Origin of the sequence: Methylobacterium indicum, assembly GCF_017347565.1 — a bacterium.
In the GTDB taxonomy this organism is placed as follows: Bacteria; Pseudomonadota; Alphaproteobacteria; order Rhizobiales; family Beijerinckiaceae; genus Methylobacterium; species Methylobacterium indicum.
This window is the reverse complement of record NZ_AP024145.1, coordinates 5,430,182-5,445,591: the sequence shown is the minus strand read 5'-3', so window position 1 is coordinate 5,445,591 and position 15,410 is coordinate 5,430,182. Positions and strand designations below refer to the sequence as shown.

Sequence of the window (15,410 nt, the reverse complement as noted above, 5' to 3'; positions counted from 1 at the left end):
GTTTTTCGCGATGAACGCCGCTCAGATCGTCATGCCCGCCCTCGGGCCCGCCCTGCCGGAGCTGATCCTGTCGGTCGGCGTCCTGGTGCTGATCCTCTACGGTGCCTTCAAGGGCGAACGCTCCACCGAGGGCGTCAGCGTCGGGGCCCTGATCCTGCTGATCCTCGCGCTGTTCGCGGTGGTCAGCCAGCCCTTCGGCGCCAAGGTCACCACCTTCAACGGTTCCTTCATCGTCGACGGGTTCGCCCGGATCATGAAGGCGCTGACCCTGATCGGGTCGGCCGCCGCCATCCTGCTCGCCAAGGAGCATTTCGAGCGCGAGCGCATCGCCCGGTTCGAGTATCCGATCCTGATCGTCCTCTCGACGATCGGCATGATGGTCATGGCCTCGGCCAACGACCTGATCGCGCTCTACATGGGCCTGGAGCTGCAGAGCTTGGCGGCCTACGTCATCGCCTCGTTCCACCGCGACGACGTGCGCTCGACCGAGGCCGGCCTGAAGTACTTCGTGCTCGGCGCGCTGTCCTCCGGCATGCTGCTCTACGGCGCCTCGCTGGTCTACGGCTTCACCGGCACCGTCTCGTTCCCGCACATCGTCACCGCGCTCCGCGAGGGCTCGGGGGTCGGCGTGGTGCTCGGCGTCGTGTTCGTCGCCGCCGGCGTGTCGTTCAAGCTCGCGGCCGTGCCGTTCCACATGTGGACGCCGGACGTCTACGAGGGCGCGCCCACCCCCGTCACCGCCTTCTTCGCCTCGGCTCCCAAGATGGCCGCGATGGCCATGGCCGTGCGGGTCTTCATCGGCGCCTTCCCGGTCATCACCCCGGAGTGGCAGCAGATCATCGTGTTCGTGTCGATCGCCTCGATGGCGCTCGGCTCCTTCGCGGCGATCGGCCAGCGCAGCCTCAAGCGCCTGATGGCGTATTCCTCCATCGCCAATGTCGGCTACGCCCTCATCGGGCTCGCCGCCGGCACAGAAGAGGGCGTGCGCGGCGTCGTGATCTACATGGCGATCTACCTCGCCATGACGCTCGGTGCCTTCGCGGTGATCCTGTCGCTGCGCCGCGGCCGCCAGATGTACGAGACCATCGACGACCTGTCGGGCCTGTCGCGCACCCATCCGCTGGTCGCGTTCCTGCTCGCCATGATGATGTTCTCGCTCGCCGGCATCCCGCCGCTCGCCGGGTTCTTCGCGAAGTTCTACGTCTTCGCGGCGGCCATCAAGGCGAACCTGGTCCTGCTGTCGGTGATCGGCGTGGTCACCAGCGTGGTCGGCGCCTACTACTACCTGCGCCTCGTCAAGGTGATGTACTTCGACGAGCCGGCCGGCGCCTATGCGCCGATGGGCCCTGGCCTGCGCATCGTGCTCGGCCTGTCGAGCGTCGTGGTGCTGCTGTTCTGGCTCGTGCCGGCGCCGCTGGTCGGGCTGGCCGGAGCCGCCGCGAAGTCGCTGTTCTAGGCGCATGACCTTCGTGCTCGACCCCGCGGCCATGGCCGCGGGATACCGCCTCGAGGTCCATGACAGCCTCGGCTCGACGAGCACGCAGGCCCTCGATCTCGCCCGCGCGGGCGAGACCGGCCCGCTCTGGGTGGTCACCCGGGAGCAGACCGGCGGACGCGGCCGGCGCGGCAAGGGCTGGAGCTGGATCCCCGGCAACCACGCCGCGAGCCTGCTCTGGCCCGTGCCCGCCGGGATTGCCCCGGACCGGGTCGCGACGCTCGGCTTCGTCGCCGGCGTCGCGGTCGAGCGGGCCCTGCGCCGGGCCTGCGGTCCGGGGGCGGGTGGACGCGGGCCCGATTTCCGGCTCAAATGGCCGAACGACGTGCTGCTCGGCGGTGCCAAGCTCGTCGGCATCCTCCTCGAGATGGAGACCCTGCCGGATCGCCGCGCGGTGGTGACGGTCGGGATCGGGATCAACGTGGCGGGCGCGCCGGACGGGCTGCCCTACGGCGCGACCTCGTTGGCCGGAGCCGGTCACGCGGTCGATGCGCCGGGCCTGTTCCGCCTGCTGACGGGCGCCTGGATCGAGGCCGAGCGGCTCTGGGACGAGGGCAGGGGCTTTTCCCGCATCCGCGAGGCCTGGCTCGCCGCGGCGGCCGGGCTCGGCGGGCCGGTGACGGTCCAGGCCGGGGGGCGTAGCGCGACCGGGACCTTCGAGACGATCGACGAGGGCGGGCGCCTCGTGGTGCGGCTGCCGGATGGCGGCCACGTCGCGGTCTCGGCCGGCGAGGTGCATTTCGGGACGGCCGCCACGGCGGCGTGACGCGAGGAGGCGGACCGGCGCCGTGACGGCGACGACGCGTCCCCGAGGGAGAGAGGTTTTTTCACGGCGGGGCGCCCTCTGGGCGCCGCCGCCGCGCGGCCGTTTCCGGCCGGACACGAACATGACGGCGCCGTGACCGTGACGGCAGACGAGGCCGTTCCTCGAGTGGGACCGCGACGGCGGTCCATGCAGCAATGGTATGGGAATGTCGAACAAGGGAGATGAGCTGATCTTCGTGCCCCTCGGCGGAGTGGGCGAGATCGGCATGAATGCGGGCCTCTACGGCTTCGGCCCGCCGAAGCACCGCAAGTGGATCATGGTCGACCTCGGCATGGGCTTCGCCAGCGAGGAGCATCTGCCGGGCGTCGACCTGATGTACCCGGATCTCAGCTTCGCCGAGGAGCACCGCAACGACATCCTGGGCATCCTGATCACCCACGGCCACGAGGACCACATCGGCGCCATCGGCGAGATGTGGCCGAAGCTGAAGGTGCCGATCTACGCCACCCGCTTCACCAAGAACCTGATCGAGGCCCGCCGCCTCGGCGAGCCGGGCGCGCCCAAGGTCGACATGCGGGAGGTGCCGGCGGACGGGCGCCTCCAGCTCGGCCCGTTCTCGATCGAGTACGTGCCGGTCGCCCACTCGATCCCCGAGGCGAACGCCCTCGCGATCCGCACTCCGCTCGGGATGGTCCTGCATACCGGCGACTGGAAGCTCGACGACACGCCGGTCGCCGGCAACTCCACCTCGGAGGAGACCTTCACCCGCCTCGGCGAGGAGGGCGTGCTGGCGCTGGTCTGCGATTCGACCAACGTCACCCGCGAGGGCCGGTCGCCGAGCGAGTCGGAAGTCTCGCAGCACCTCGCCGAGCTGATCCGCAACGCCCCGCACCGGGTCGCGGTGACGACCTTCGCGTCGAACGTCGCGCGCATGCGCGCCGTCTGCCTCGCGGCGCAGGCCTGCGGCCGCGACGTGGTGGCGGTCGGCCGGGCCATGGACCGGGTGATCGACGTCGCGCGCGAGTGCGGCTACCTCGACGGCCTGCCGGAGATCCGGGGCGCCGAGGCCTACGGCTACCTGCCGCGCGAGAAGGTGGTGGCGCTCCTCACCGGCTCGCAGGGCGAGCCGCGGGCGGCGCTGGCCCGGGTATCGCGCGAGGAGCATCCCGAGATCGCGCTCGCCGCGGGCGACCGGGTGATCTTCTCCTCGCGGGCGATCCCCGGCAACGAGCGGGCGGTCGGTGCGATCATCAACGACCTGATCGAGGCCGGCATCGAGGTCATCACCGACCGGACCGAGCTCGTCCACGTCTCCGGCCACCCGCGCCGGGACGAGATGGCGGCGATGTACCGCTGGACCAAGCCGCAGATCGCGGTGCCGGTCCACGGCGAGGCTTTGCACCTCGCCGAGCACGCGACCTTCGCCCGCAAGCAGGGCGTCGAGAAGGTGATGAAGGCCCGCAACGGGACCCTGATCCGGCTGGCTCCCGGCGAGCCGGAGATCGTCACCCGGGTCAAGAGCGGTCGCGTCTACAAGGACGGCAACGTCCTGGTCGATGCGAACGACCGCGCCATTCCCGAGCGGCGCAAGCTCGCCTTCACGGGCATCGTCTCGGTGGCGGTGGCCCTCGACCGCAACGGCGAGATCAAGGGCGAGCCGTCGATCGACCTGATGGGCCTGCCGAGCTACGGCCGCAAGGGCGAGGTCATCATCGACGTCGTCGGCGACGCGGTCGAGCGGACGCTCAACGGCCTGTCGCGGGTCAAGCGCCGCGACTCCGAGGCGGTCGAGAACGCCGTCGACCGCGCGATCCGCTCGGCCGTCAACGAGGTGTGGGGCAAGAAGCCCGCCTGCCACGTGATGGTCGTCGAGGTGTGACGAGAGCGGGGGCGTCGCCCCGGTGCGATTTCCGACCCTCCCCCCTCTGCGGGGGGAGGGGGCTCTTCGCGCTTTAGGCGCTCAGCGTCTAGTCACAAGGACGGGTTGATGCCGTCGCGCCGTTGGAGCCAAAACCCAAGAACAGATCATCCCTCAGGGATTACGGAGAAAACCCCATGATCGGCCGGCTCAACCACGTCGCCATCGCGGTGAAGGATCTCAAGGCCGCAGCCAAGGTGTACCGCGATACGCTCGGCGCGACCCTGTCGGCGGCGCTGCCGCAGCCGGAGCACGGCGTGACGGTGATCTTCGTGGAGCTGCCCAACAGCAAGATCGAGCTGCTGGAGCCGCTGGGTGCCGATTCGCCGATCAACGCCTTCCTGGAGCGCAACCCGGGCGGCGGCATCCACCACGTCTGCTACGAGGTCGACGACATCCTGGCGGCCCGCGACCGGATGAAGGCGCAAGGCGCCCGCATCCTCGGCTCGGGCGAGCCGAAGATCGGCGCCCACGGCAAGCCGGTGCTGTTCATGCACCCGAAGGACTTCCTCGGCACGCTGGTCGAGCTGGAGCAGGCCTGATCTTGATCGCCGACCTCTTCGACCGCGCCACCGCCTCAATCCCCCGCACCCTCGCGGTCTGCGTGGTCCTGATGCTGCCGATGCTCGCCCTGGCGGTCTGGGGCTTCCGCCTCAGCGCCTTCGGGGCGGGGGCTCTCTATTTCGTGGTCTGGTGGACGGTGCTGTTCGCGGTGCTGCCGTTCCGCGCCGCGCCCGACGGCACCGAGGTCGTGGTGCCGGGGCAGGATCTCGGCGCGCCGCACAAGCCGCAAATGCGCCGCAAGGCGGTGTGGACCACGCTCGTCTCCGACGTGGTCTTCGTCGTCGCGGTGGCGGCCTTTCCTCTCGCAGGGCTGTAGCAGAGCCGCGGCGTTCGACGCCGCGGTCGCCCGCATGGTCCGGGCTTCATTGTCGTTCGAAGCACAAAATAAAAAAGCAAGGCTCGGAAGCCTTGCTTGATAGCTTTCTGAATGTTTTCGCCAGTCCATATTCTATTATTCACCCCGTTGGGTGTTGAGGCTGGCTATTCCTCCCGAGACTCGGACCTTGCGCGGCGCCGTTCGGCCTGCCTGCGCATCATCGCGATGCCGCTTATAGGAACAAGAATTCGCATTGTCACCACCTTTCCAGCAGGTTGATGCGTTTTTTTGCATGGCAACCGCATTTTCCTCCTTCGCCCCGCTTCCGGCGCGGGGAGGGACGCCGACGGAGGCGCCGCGGCGGGCAGCGCGTCGCGTTTCATGTTTTGCGAACGGGGCCGGAAGCGTGCAAAAGGGCGATCCCCGGGGATCAACCCGCCCCGGCGGGGCCGCGAGCCCCCGTAAAGCCACTGCCTGCCACGCCAAGGTCGACCATGCGTCTCAGCCGCTACTTCCTGCCCATCCTGCGCGAGACGCCCAAGGAAGCCGAGATCGTCTCGCACCGCCTGATGCTGCGCGCCGGCATGATCCGCCAGGAGGCGGCCGGCATCTATGCCTGGCTGCCGCTGGGCCTGCGGGTGCTCAACCGGGTCGCGGACATCATCCGGGCCGAGCAGGACCGCTCGGGCGCCGTCGAGCTCCTGATGCCGACGATCCAGTCGGCCGACCTGTGGCGCGAATCCGGCCGCTACGACGCCTACGGCAAGGAGATGCTGCGCATCAAGGACCGGCACGAGCGCGACATGCTGTTCGGGCCGACCAACGAGGAGATGATCACCGCGATCTTCCGCTCGGCTGTGCGCTCCTACAAGGATCTGCCGAAGAACCTCTACCACATCCAGTGGAAGTTCCGCGACGAGGTGCGGCCGCGCTTCGGCACCATGCGCTCGCGCGAGTTCCTGATGAAGGACGCCTACTCGTTCGACCTCGACCAGGCGAGCGCGCGGCACTCCTACAACAAGATGTTCGTGGCCTATCTCCGCACCTTCGCGCGGCTCGGCCTGAAGGCGATCCCGATGCGGGCCGAGACCGGGCCGATCGGCGGCGACCTCTCCCACGAATTCATCATCCTGGCCCAGACCGGCGAGAGCGAGGTCTTCTGCGACCGCGCCTATCTCGACTTCCCGACCCCCGACGCGACTATCGACTTCGACGACGTCGCCGGGCTCCGAGCGACCGTCGATCACTGGACCTCGCGCTACGCCGCGACCTCCGAGATGCACGACGCCGCCGCCTTCGCGCAGGTGCCGGCACCCGAGCAGATGGCCGCCCGCGGCATCGAGGTCGGCCACATCTTCTATTTCGGCACCAAGTACTCGGAGCCGATGGGCGCCAAGGTGACCGGCCCGGACGGGCAGGAGCGCCCGGTCCATATGGGCTCCTACGGCATCGGCCCGAGCCGGCTGGTGGCGGCGATCATCGAGGCGGGCCACGACGAAGCCGGCATCGTGTGGCCGGACGCGGTGGCGCCCTTCGACGTCGCGCTCCTCAACCTCAAGGTCGGTGACGCCGCCACCGACGCGGCCTGCGCCAAGCTCCAGGGCGAGCTGGAGGCCGCCGGCCTGACCGTCCTCTACGACGACCGCGACGAGCGCCCGGGCGGAAAGTTCGCCACCGCCGACCTGATCGGCCTGCCCTGGCAGGTCATCGTCGGGCCGAAGGGTCTGGCCGACGGCAAGGTCGAGGTGAAGCGCCGCGCCACCGGTGCCCGCGAGACCGTGGCCCCCGACGCGGTGCCGGCCTACCTGCGCCAGAACCGGACGGCCTGAGCCGATGCCCCTTGCCGCGATTCGCGACCGTATCCCGAAGATCGGTACCCTGTTCGCGGGGCGTGGGCAGGGCGGCACCCTGCCGTTCGCGCCGTTCGAATGGACGATCGCCGGGCGCTACCTGCGCACGAGGCGGAAAGAGGGCTTCGTCTCGGTCATCGCCCTGTTCTCGTTCCTCGGCATCATGCTGGGCGTGGCCACCCTCATCATCGTGCTCTCGGTGATGAACGGCTTCCGCAAGGAGCTGTTGAGCAAGATCGTCGGCATCAACGGCCACATCTTCGTCGCCCCGATCGACCGGCCGCTGACCGACTTCGCCGACCTGTCGGAGCGGCTCGGCAAGGTGGCGGGCGTCCACCTCGCCCTGCCGATGGTCGAGGGCCAGGCCTTCGCCTCGTCGCAGTTCGGCGGTTCGGGCGTGCTGGTGCGCGGCGTGCGGGCCGACGACCTCCAGAAGATTCCCTCGGTCGCCAAGACCATCCGGGGCGGCACGCTGGAGAACTTCGACACCGGCGGCGGCGTCGCGATCGGCAAGAGGCTGGCCGAATCCCTCGGGCTCCAGGCCGGCGACACGATCACGCTCGCGACGCCGAAGGGCGCCACGACGCCGTTCGGCACCGCGCCGCGGATCAAGAGCTACAACGTCGCGGCGGTGTTCGAGGTCGGCATGTCCGAGTTCGACGGCACCTTCGTGTACATGCCGCTGACCGAAGCGCAGGCCTTCTTCAACCGCGACGGCGACGTCTCGGTGATCGAAATTTTCCTCGACAATGCCGATTCGGTCGGGGAGGCGCGGGGAGAACTGGAGCTTGCCGCCGAGCGCCCGGTGCTGATCACCGACTGGCGCCAGCGCAACCGCACCTTCTTCTCCGCCCTCGAGGTGGAGCGGAACGTGATGTTCATCATCCTCACGCTGATCGTGCTGGTGGCGGCGCTCAACATCGTCTCCGGCCTGATCATGCTGGTGAAGGACAAGTCGAGCGACATCGCGATCCTGCGCACCATGGGGGCGACGCGGGGCGCGATCATGCGGGTCTTCCTGATCACCGGCGCCTCGATCGGCATCCTCGGCACCATCGCGGGCTTCGTGCTCGGGCTCGTCTTCTCGGCCAACCTCACGGTGATCCAGCGCACGCTGTTCCCGGGCGCCTGGGATCCGACGGTGCGGTTCCTGTCCGAGATCCCGTCGGAGACCAACGCCAGCGAGGTCGTGGCCGTCGTCGCGATGTCGATGGTGCTGTCGCTGCTCGCGACCCTCTACCCGTCCTGGCGCGCCGCCCGGCTCGACCCGGTGCAGGCCCTGCGCTACGGCTGATCCTTCGTCCCGGCCGGGCGCTCGTCCGGCCCCGTACCCGAGTACCGTCCGGATGCCGTTGCCCGCCTTCCCCGAACGCTCCACCCCCCACGCCTCGGCGCGGGGCGCCTGACGCCGATGGACGACACACAACAGCAGCCGGTCCCGGCGCTCTTCCTCGCGCAGGTCGAGCGGCGCTACGCGCAAGGCGCCGGCCATCTCGAGATCCTGAGCGGGGCCGATCTCGCGATCTGGCCCGGCGAGATCGTCGCGCTGGTCGCGCCGTCCGGCACCGGCAAGTCGACCCTGCTGCACGTCGCCGGGCTGCTCGAGCGCCCGGATGCCGGCGAGGTCTATATCGGCGGCCAGCCGAGCGCCCGGATGGACGACGCGGCCCGCACCCGGATGCGGCGCGAGGAGATGGGCTTCGTCTACCAGTCGCACCACCTCCTGCCCGAGTTCTCGGCGCTGGAGAACGTGGCCCTGCCCCAGCTCATCCGGGGCCTGGCGGCCAGGGAGGCGCGGGCGCGGGCGGGCGAATTGCTGTCGTTCCTCGGCCTCAAGGAGCGACTCGCCCACCGCCCGGCGGAGCTATCGGGCGGCGAGCAGCAGCGCGTCGCCATCGCGCGTGCGCTCGCCAACGGCCCGCGGCTGCTGCTGGCCGACGAGCCGACCGGCAACCTCGACCCGCAGACCGCCGGCCACGTCTTCGCGATCCTGGTCTCGCTGGTGCGGGCCTCCGGCGTCGCGGCGCTGATCGCCACCCACAACCTGGAGCTCGCCGCCCGGATGGACCGGCGGGTGACGATCCAGAACGGCCTCATCGTCCAGCTGGCGTGACCCGTCGTCGCCGGCCCGCCGGGCGCCACACCCGGTATCCGGCCCGGGCCCGGGGGAGGCGAGGCACCCATGTCCTCCGAGCCCAGACCTCCGAGCCCAAACCTCCGGGCCCAAGTCCCCCACGCCCGGCACGTCCCGCCCCTAAGACTTTTGGATGACCCTGCCGTTCAGCTTGCGTTGGGCCGGGGAATGGTCCAACCCGGCGGGAACGTCAGGCGGCAGCCGCTACGAACGGACAAGTGACATGGCGAAGTGGGTCTACACCTTCGGCGACGGCAAGGCCGAGGGCAAGTCGGCGATGCGCGATCTGCTCGGCGGCAAGGGCGCGAACCTCGCCGAGATGTCGAATCTCGGCCTCCCGGTGCCGCCCGGCTTCACCATCACCACCGAGGTCTGCACCTACTACTACGACCACGGCCGGCAATACCCGCCGGAACTGGAGGGCGAGGTCGCCGGCGCGCTCGAAGCCGTCGGCAAGCTGACCGGGCGCCGCTTCGGCGATTCCGAGTCGCCGCTCCTCGTGTCGGTGCGCTCCGGCGCCCGGGCCTCGATGCCCGGCATGATGGACACGGTGCTCAATCTCGGCCTCAACGACGTCACCGTCGAGGCGCTGGCCCGCGGCGCCGGCGACGAGCGCTTCGCCTATGACAGCTACCGCCGCTTCATCACCATGTACTCGAACGTGGTGCTCGGCGTGGAGCACCACTCCTTCGAGGAGGTGCTGGAGCGCTACAAGGACGAGAAGGGCCTGACCCTCGACACCGAGCTGGGGGCGGCCGACTGGAAGCACCTGATCGGCGAGTACAAGGCGCTGGTGAAGCGCGAGCTCGGCCAGGACTTCCCGCAGGACCCGCAGGCCCAGCTCTGGGGCGCGATCGGCGCGGTGTTCGGCTCGTGGATGAACCCGCGCGCCAACAAGTACCGCGAGCTGCATAGCATCCCGGCGAGCTGGGGCACCGCGGTCAACGTCCAGGCCATGGTCTTCGGCAACATGGGCGAGACCTCGGCCACGGGTGTGGCCTTCACCCGCAACCCCTCCACCGGCGAGAAGGCGCTCTACGGCGAGTTCCTGATCAACGCCCAGGGCGAGGACGTGGTGGCGGGCATCCGCACACCCCAGGACATTACCGAGGTCGCCCGCATCGAATCCGGCTCCGACAAGCCGTCGATGGAGCGGGCGATGCCGGAGGCCTATGCCGAGCTCGTGCGCATCTACGGGATGCTCGAGCACCATTACCGCGACATGCAGGACCTGGAATTCACGGTCGAGACCGGGAAGCTCTGGATGCTGCAGACCCGCAACGGCAAGCGCACGGCGAAGGCCGCGCTCCGGATCGCGGTCGAACTCGCGGCGGAAGGCCTGATCACCCACCAGGAGGCGGTCGGCCGCGTCGAGCCGGCCTCCCTCGACCAGCTGCTGCACCCGACCATCGACCCGAAGGCCGAGCGCAAGGTCATCGCCACCGGCCTGCCGGCCTCGCCGGGCGCCGCCTCGGGCGAGATCGTGTTCAATTCCGAGGAGGCCGAGGCCGCCAAGAAGGCCGAGCGCAAGGTCATCCTGGTCCGCATCGAGACCTCGCCGGAGGACATCCACGGCATGCACGCCGCGGAAGGGATTCTCACCACCCGCGGCGGCATGACCTCGCATGCGGCGGTGGTCGCCCGCGGCATGGGCAAGCCCTGCGTGTCGGGCGCCGGCCAGATCCGGGTCGATTACGCCGCCCGCACCCTGTCGGTCGGCGGCGTGACGCTCAAGGCCGGTGACCGCATCACCATCGACGGCTCGAACGGCCAGGTGATGCAGGGGTCGGTCGAGATGGTCGAGCCCGAGCTGTCGGGCGACTTCGCGGCGCTGATGGAATGGGCCGATGAGGTCCGCACCATGAAGGTCCGCACCAACGCCGAGACCCCCCTCGACGCCCGCACCGCCCGCAAGTACGGCGCGGAAGGGATCGGCCTGTGCCGCACCGAGCACATGTTCTTCCAGGAGGAGCGCATCGTCGCGATGCGCGAGATGATCCTGGCGGACGACGCGGAAGGCCGGCGCGCCGCGCTCGCCAAGCTCCTGCCGTACCAGCGCCAGGACTTCGTCGAGCTGTTCACTATCATGTCGGGCCTGCCGGTCACCATCCGGCTCCTCGACCCGCCGCTGCACGAGTTCCTGCCGCATTCCGACAAGGAGATCGGCGAGGTCGCCGCCGCCACCGGCGTCCAGGAGGACAAGGTGCGGCGCCGGATGAACGAGCTGCACGAGTTCAACCCGATGCTCGGCTTCCGCGGCTGCCGGCTCGCGATCCTCTATCCGGAGATCGCCGAGATGCAGGCCCGGGCGATCTTCGAGGCCGCCGTCGAGGCCGCCAAGCAGACCGGCACGCCGATCATTGCCGAGGTGATGGTGCCGCTGGTCTTCACCCGCACCGAGTTCGACCTGGTGAAGGCCCGCATCGACGCCATGGCGAAAGCCGTGGCGTCCGAGACCGGCACCGAGGTCGAGTATCAGGTCGGCACGATGATCGAGCTGCCGCGCGCCGCTTTGCGGGCCGGCGACATCGCCCAGACGGCGGAGTTCTTCTCCTTCGGCACCAACGACCTGACCCAGACCACTTTGGGCATCAGCCGCGACGATGCGGGCCGGTTCCTCGGGCCCTACACGCAGCGCGGCATCCTGGCCTCCGACCCGTTCGTGTCGATCGACCAGGAAGGCGTGGGCGAACTGGTGCGGCTGGCCGCCGAGCGCGGCCGGGCGGTACGGGACAAGCTGAAGCTCGGCATCTGCGGCGAGCATGGCGGCGACCCGGCCTCGATCGCCTTCTGCCAGGAAACCGGCCTCGACTACGTCTCGTGCTCGCCGTTCCGCGTGCCGATCGCCCGTCTGGCGGCGGCGCAGGCGGCCCTTAAGGTGAAGGGCCGCGGCGAGGCGTGAGGCCCCCACGCGGCCTGCGCGTCGGGTCGCGTGCAGTCGCCTCTCCCCGCGGGCGGGGAGAGGGCTCCGGCAACTTCATGGTCGACGGAGCGAGGCGTGAGCCGAGGGTGAGGGGGAGGCGCCGGATGAGGCTCCGGAAACGCCCCCTTACCCTCGCCCATCGGGCTTGCTGCCTGCACGACGAGGTGCAGACAGGCCTCTCTCCGCCCGCGGGGAGAGGAAACGCCCGTGCCATGAAAGAGATGCCATGCGCGCACCGCCTCCCGCCGGCATCCCCGATGCGGAAGCCGGTGCCCGCCTGTGGCGCGGCTCGCCGGCGCAACGCCTACGGCTGATCTCGGGCCTCGTCCTGTTCGCCTTCGCGGGGACGCATTTCGCCAACCACGCGCTCGGCCTCGTCGGTCTCGACACGATGATGGACGTGGCCCGCTGGCGGGTCGCGGTCACCCGCTCGCTGCCCGGCAGCCTGATCCTCGGTCTCGCGCTCGTCGCCCACGTCGCCTTCTCGCTGGTGCGCCTCGCCGAGCGCCGCACGCTGCGGATGCCGCTCTGGGAGGCGGCGCAGACGCTGCTCGGCTTCGCGATCCCCTTCCTGCTGGTGCCGCACGTCCTGGGCACCCGGATCACCAGCCTGGTCGACGGCACGCGGACCACCTACGCTTACGTGATCGTCCGCATCTGGCCCGACGGCATGGGTTTCCAGACCGCCCTGCTGCTGGTGGTCTGGCTCCACGGCTGCCTCGGCCTGCATGCCTGGCTGCGCCTGTCGCCGCTCTACCGGCGCATCGTGCCGCTCCTCGCCGTGCCGGTCTTCGGCCTGCCGGCGGCAGCGCTCGCCGGCATCGTCACGCAAGGGCGCCTGATGGAGCGCGACACGGTGCTGGCCCGCCGCTTCGAGGCGCCGGACCTCGCCGCCCGCTGGCAGGTGCCGCCCCTCGATTCGACGGTCGCGGCCTGGGGCGACGCCGTCACGGGCGCGATCTACGCGGCGGTCGCGGTCGCGCTCGGCATCGTGCTGGTCCGGGCGGCCGCGACCCTGCGGGCCCGGCGCTTCACCGTTTCCTATGTCGGCGGCCCCACGGTGAAGAGCCTGGAGGGGCCCACGCTCCTCGAGATCAGCCGGGCGAATCGGGTGCCGCACGTCTCGGTCTGCGGCGGGCGCGGGCGCTGCTCGACCTGCCGGGTCCTGGTGGTGGGCGGGGAAGGGCACCTGTCGCCCCCCGGCGCCCAGGAGAGCGCGGCCCTCCGCGCGATCGGCGCGCCCGCCAACGTGCGGCTCGCCTGCCAGGCGAAGCCCAGCGGCGACGTGGCCGTGGTGCGCATCCTCGACCCGCGCCGCGAGAGCGCGGACCAGCACCTGACCAACACCGACGTCGCCGGCATCGAGCGCGAGGTGGCGATCCTGTTCATCGACATCCGCGGCTTCACGACGCTCTCCGAGCGCAAGCTGCCCTTCGACGTGGTGTTCATCCTCAACCGCTTCTTCGAGGCGGTCGGCCGGGAGATCGAGGCGGCGGGCGGCTGGATCGGCGGCTATGCGGGCGATGGCCTTCTCGCCCTGTTCACCCATGCCGACGGGATCGGCCCGGCCTGCCGCAGCGCCTTCACGGCCGCCGGCGAGGTCGACCGGGCGGTGACCGACCTCAACCGTCAGCTCGCCGCCGAACTGCCGAGCGCGCTCCGCATGGCGATGGGCCTGCATGCCGGCCCGCTGGTGCTCGGCCGCCTCGGCTACGGCGCGAGCCGGGGGCGCTCGGTGATCGGCCCGGCGGTGAACCTGGCGAGCCGGCTCGAATCCCTCGCCAAGGCCGCCGACGTGCAGATCGTCGCCTCGGCCGAGGCCGCGGAGCGCGCCGGGATCGGCCTCCAGGGCCTGCGCGTCGAGACCGTGGCGGTGCGCGGCGTAGAGGCGCCCCTGCCGGTGCTCTACGCCGCGCGGGCCGGCGACCTCGCCGGCCGTCTCGGCGCATCCGCTTAACCAACGCTCAACCATACCCGCCGACACTCCCCTTGACGATCGCGGGTCCCGCACGGGGCCGGCGGGGCGTGCGTAGAGTGGGGTCGGGACCTTGGGCAGGCGGTACGTGCGCAAGCGGGAGCTGCGCAGACGGCAGATGCGGCGGACGAAGGGCATGCGCTGGTTCGCCGCCGCCGTGGCGCCCTGGGCCGTCGGTCTCGGCGTCCTCGTCTCGTTCACGGCGTCCGCCGGCTACGAGACCTCGCTCGGCTCCAGCGCCGTCGCACGCCTCGTCCCGCGCGGGATGCCGCCGCTGCCGGAGCGCGGCCTCATCACCCCGGTCGGCCCGTCGCAGATCAGCCTCTCGGGCCCTCTGCGCCTCGCCCTCGACGCCGAGCCTCTGCGCCCGGACCTGAAGGCGGATGCCCGCACTCAGCCGCTGGCCCAGCGCACCCACAAGACCGATCCGCTGATCCCCGGCCGGGTCACCGGGGCCGGCCGGCCCCTCCCGGTGGCGAGCGGCTGGCTCGGCAGCACCGGCCCGAGCGTCGCGTCGACCTTCACCCCGGGCCCGGCGACCTGGAACCCGGACCTCGAGCCGCAGGAAGCCTTCGTGCCCTTGCCGGACACGGCGAGCGAGGCGGGCGCGAGTTCGCCCGCTGCCGGCGCGACGGCGCCGACCCGTGGGGCCGCCGCCGGCGGCCAGACCGCCGACAAGACCCGTGCGGCGAAGGTCCGGGACACCGAGACCCGGGCGGATCAAGGCGGCACCCCGGCGGTGCCCCGCGCCGTCGCCCTGTCCTCGACGACGCCGGCCCCGGCCGAGGCGACCCCGGTCGAGATCGCCGCCGGCGGCCAGATCTCGCCGCGCCTCGATCGCGACGCCCGGGCGGCCGTCACCACCGCCGCCCGCATCGCCCCCGAGGCGCTGCCGAGCGAGGACGCGAAGCGCCGCTACGCCGACCTCATCACCCCGGAGAACGCCGAGAAGGAGCAGCGCTGCCTCGCCGAGGCGGTCTACTTCGAGTCCCGCGGCGAGCCGGAGCAGGGCCAGGCGGCGGTGGCCCAGGTGGTGCTCAACCGCGCCAAGAGCGGCCTCTACCCGGCCAACATCTGCGGCGTGGTCTACCAGAACCGGCACCGCTACATGGGCTGCCAGTTCTCCTTCGCCTGCGAGGGCAAGTCGCTGCGCATCACCGACGACGCCTCCTGGCAGACCGCGACCCGCATCGCCCACGCGGTGGTCGAGGGCCGCACCTACCTCGCCGATGTCGGCGGGGCGACCCACTACCACGCCGATTACGTCAAGCCGCGTTGGTCGCGCCGCCTGCGCAAGATGGACGTGATCGGCCGCCACATCTTCTACCAGCTGCGGCCGGGCCAGACCTGATCGACCGCTGAACAGGCGTCCCGACGCGGCCGCTCCGCCCGGGCCGGTCGCGCCCGGCATCCGGGCCGGTCGCTGGCCTCAGGTGCCGTCGGGCTTGCCGTCCCGGCCCGTCTCTCAG

General features: G+C 70.7%; 11 protein-coding genes. All 11 read left to right on the top strand.

All coding sequences use genetic code 11. The annotated features are described in order from the left end of the window. The first annotated feature begins 10 nt into the window (after positions 1 to 10). A complete protein-coding gene (gene nuoN / locus miv_RS25290) occupies positions 11 to 1,456 on the top strand; it encodes an NADH-quinone oxidoreductase subunit NuoN (protein WP_058618920.1) in 1,446 nt (481 codons plus the stop codon). Positions 1,457 to 1,460: 4 nt separating this feature from the next. Beyond that, positions 1,461 to 2,261, top strand: a complete 801-nt coding sequence (locus miv_RS25285) for a biotin--[acetyl-CoA-carboxylase] ligase (RefSeq protein ID WP_207179585.1) — start codon at positions 1,461 to 1,463, stop codon at positions 2,259 to 2,261. Between the two features lie 205 nt (positions 2,262 to 2,466). Next, positions 2,467 to 4,140, top strand: coding sequence for a ribonuclease J (locus tag miv_RS25280; protein WP_058618918.1), 1,674 nt, complete (start codon positions 2,467 to 2,469; stop codon positions 4,138 to 4,140). Between the two features lie 176 nt (positions 4,141 to 4,316). Then, on the top strand, positions 4,317 to 4,721 hold the full coding sequence (gene mce, locus miv_RS25275) for a methylmalonyl-CoA epimerase (RefSeq protein WP_207179584.1): 405 nt from the start codon (positions 4,317 to 4,319) through the stop codon (positions 4,719 to 4,721). 2 nt (positions 4,722 to 4,723) lie between these two features. Then, entirely contained in the window at positions 4,724 to 5,059 is a 336-nt protein-coding gene (locus miv_RS25270) for a DUF1467 family protein (RefSeq protein WP_244748703.1), read from the top strand. 494 nt (positions 5,060 to 5,553) lie between these two features. After that, positions 5,554 to 6,888 carry a proline--tRNA ligase gene (gene proS, locus miv_RS25265; RefSeq protein ID WP_207179583.1) on the top strand — a complete coding sequence of 445 codons (1,335 nt, stop codon included), beginning with the start codon at positions 5,554 to 5,556 and terminating at the stop codon, positions 6,886 to 6,888. A 4-nt stretch (positions 6,889 to 6,892) separates the two neighbouring features. Then, entirely contained in the window at positions 6,893 to 8,203 is a 1,311-nt protein-coding gene (locus miv_RS25260; RefSeq protein WP_207179582.1) for a lipoprotein-releasing ABC transporter permease subunit, read from the top strand. Positions 8,204 to 8,320: 117 nt separating this feature from the next. After that, positions 8,321 to 9,022, top strand: coding sequence for an ABC transporter ATP-binding protein (locus miv_RS25255; protein ID WP_207179581.1), 702 nt, complete (start codon positions 8,321 to 8,323; stop codon positions 9,020 to 9,022). Positions 9,023 to 9,266: 244 nt separating this feature from the next. After that, a complete protein-coding gene (gene ppdK, locus miv_RS25250) occupies positions 9,267 to 11,945 on the top strand; it encodes a pyruvate, phosphate dikinase (protein ID WP_207179579.1) in 2,679 nt (892 codons plus the stop codon). A 247-nt stretch (positions 11,946 to 12,192) separates the two neighbouring features. Then, the gene (locus tag miv_RS25245) at positions 12,193 to 13,923 is read left to right on the top strand and encodes an adenylate/guanylate cyclase domain-containing protein (protein WP_207179578.1); all 1,731 of its coding nucleotides are present in this window, start codon (positions 12,193 to 12,195) and stop codon (positions 13,921 to 13,923) included. 136 nt (positions 13,924 to 14,059) lie between these two features. After that, positions 14,060 to 15,292, top strand: coding sequence for a cell wall hydrolase (locus miv_RS25240; RefSeq protein ID WP_244748702.1), 1,233 nt, complete (start codon positions 14,060 to 14,062; stop codon positions 15,290 to 15,292). Positions 15,293 to 15,410: the final 118 nt, after the last annotated feature.

Bases quoted from the DNA above. Each gene is read 5' to 3' on its own strand.
- nuoN (WP_058618920.1), top strand. From the start codon at position 11: ATGAACGCCGCTCAGATCGTCATGCCCGCCCTCGGGCCCGCCCTGCCG.
- miv_RS25285 (WP_207179585.1), top strand. From the start codon at position 1,461: ATGACCTTCGTGCTCGACCCCGCGGCCATGGCCGCGGGATACCGCCTC.
- miv_RS25280 (WP_058618918.1), top strand. From the start codon at position 2,467: ATGTCGAACAAGGGAGATGAGCTGATCTTCGTGCCCCTCGGCGGAGTG.
- mce (WP_207179584.1), top strand. From the start codon at position 4,317: ATGATCGGCCGGCTCAACCACGTCGCCATCGCGGTGAAGGATCTCAAG.
- proS (WP_207179583.1), top strand. From the start codon at position 5,554: ATGCGTCTCAGCCGCTACTTCCTGCCCATCCTGCGCGAGACGCCCAAG.
- miv_RS25260 (WP_207179582.1), top strand. From the start codon at position 6,893: ATGCCCCTTGCCGCGATTCGCGACCGTATCCCGAAGATCGGTACCCTG.
- miv_RS25255 (WP_207179581.1), top strand. From the start codon at position 8,321: ATGGACGACACACAACAGCAGCCGGTCCCGGCGCTCTTCCTCGCGCAG.
- ppdK (WP_207179579.1), top strand. From the start codon at position 9,267: ATGGCGAAGTGGGTCTACACCTTCGGCGACGGCAAGGCCGAGGGCAAG.
- miv_RS25245 (WP_207179578.1), top strand. From the start codon at position 12,193: ATGCGCGCACCGCCTCCCGCCGGCATCCCCGATGCGGAAGCCGGTGCC.
- miv_RS25240 (WP_244748702.1), top strand. From the start codon at position 14,060: ATGCGGCGGACGAAGGGCATGCGCTGGTTCGCCGCCGCCGTGGCGCCC.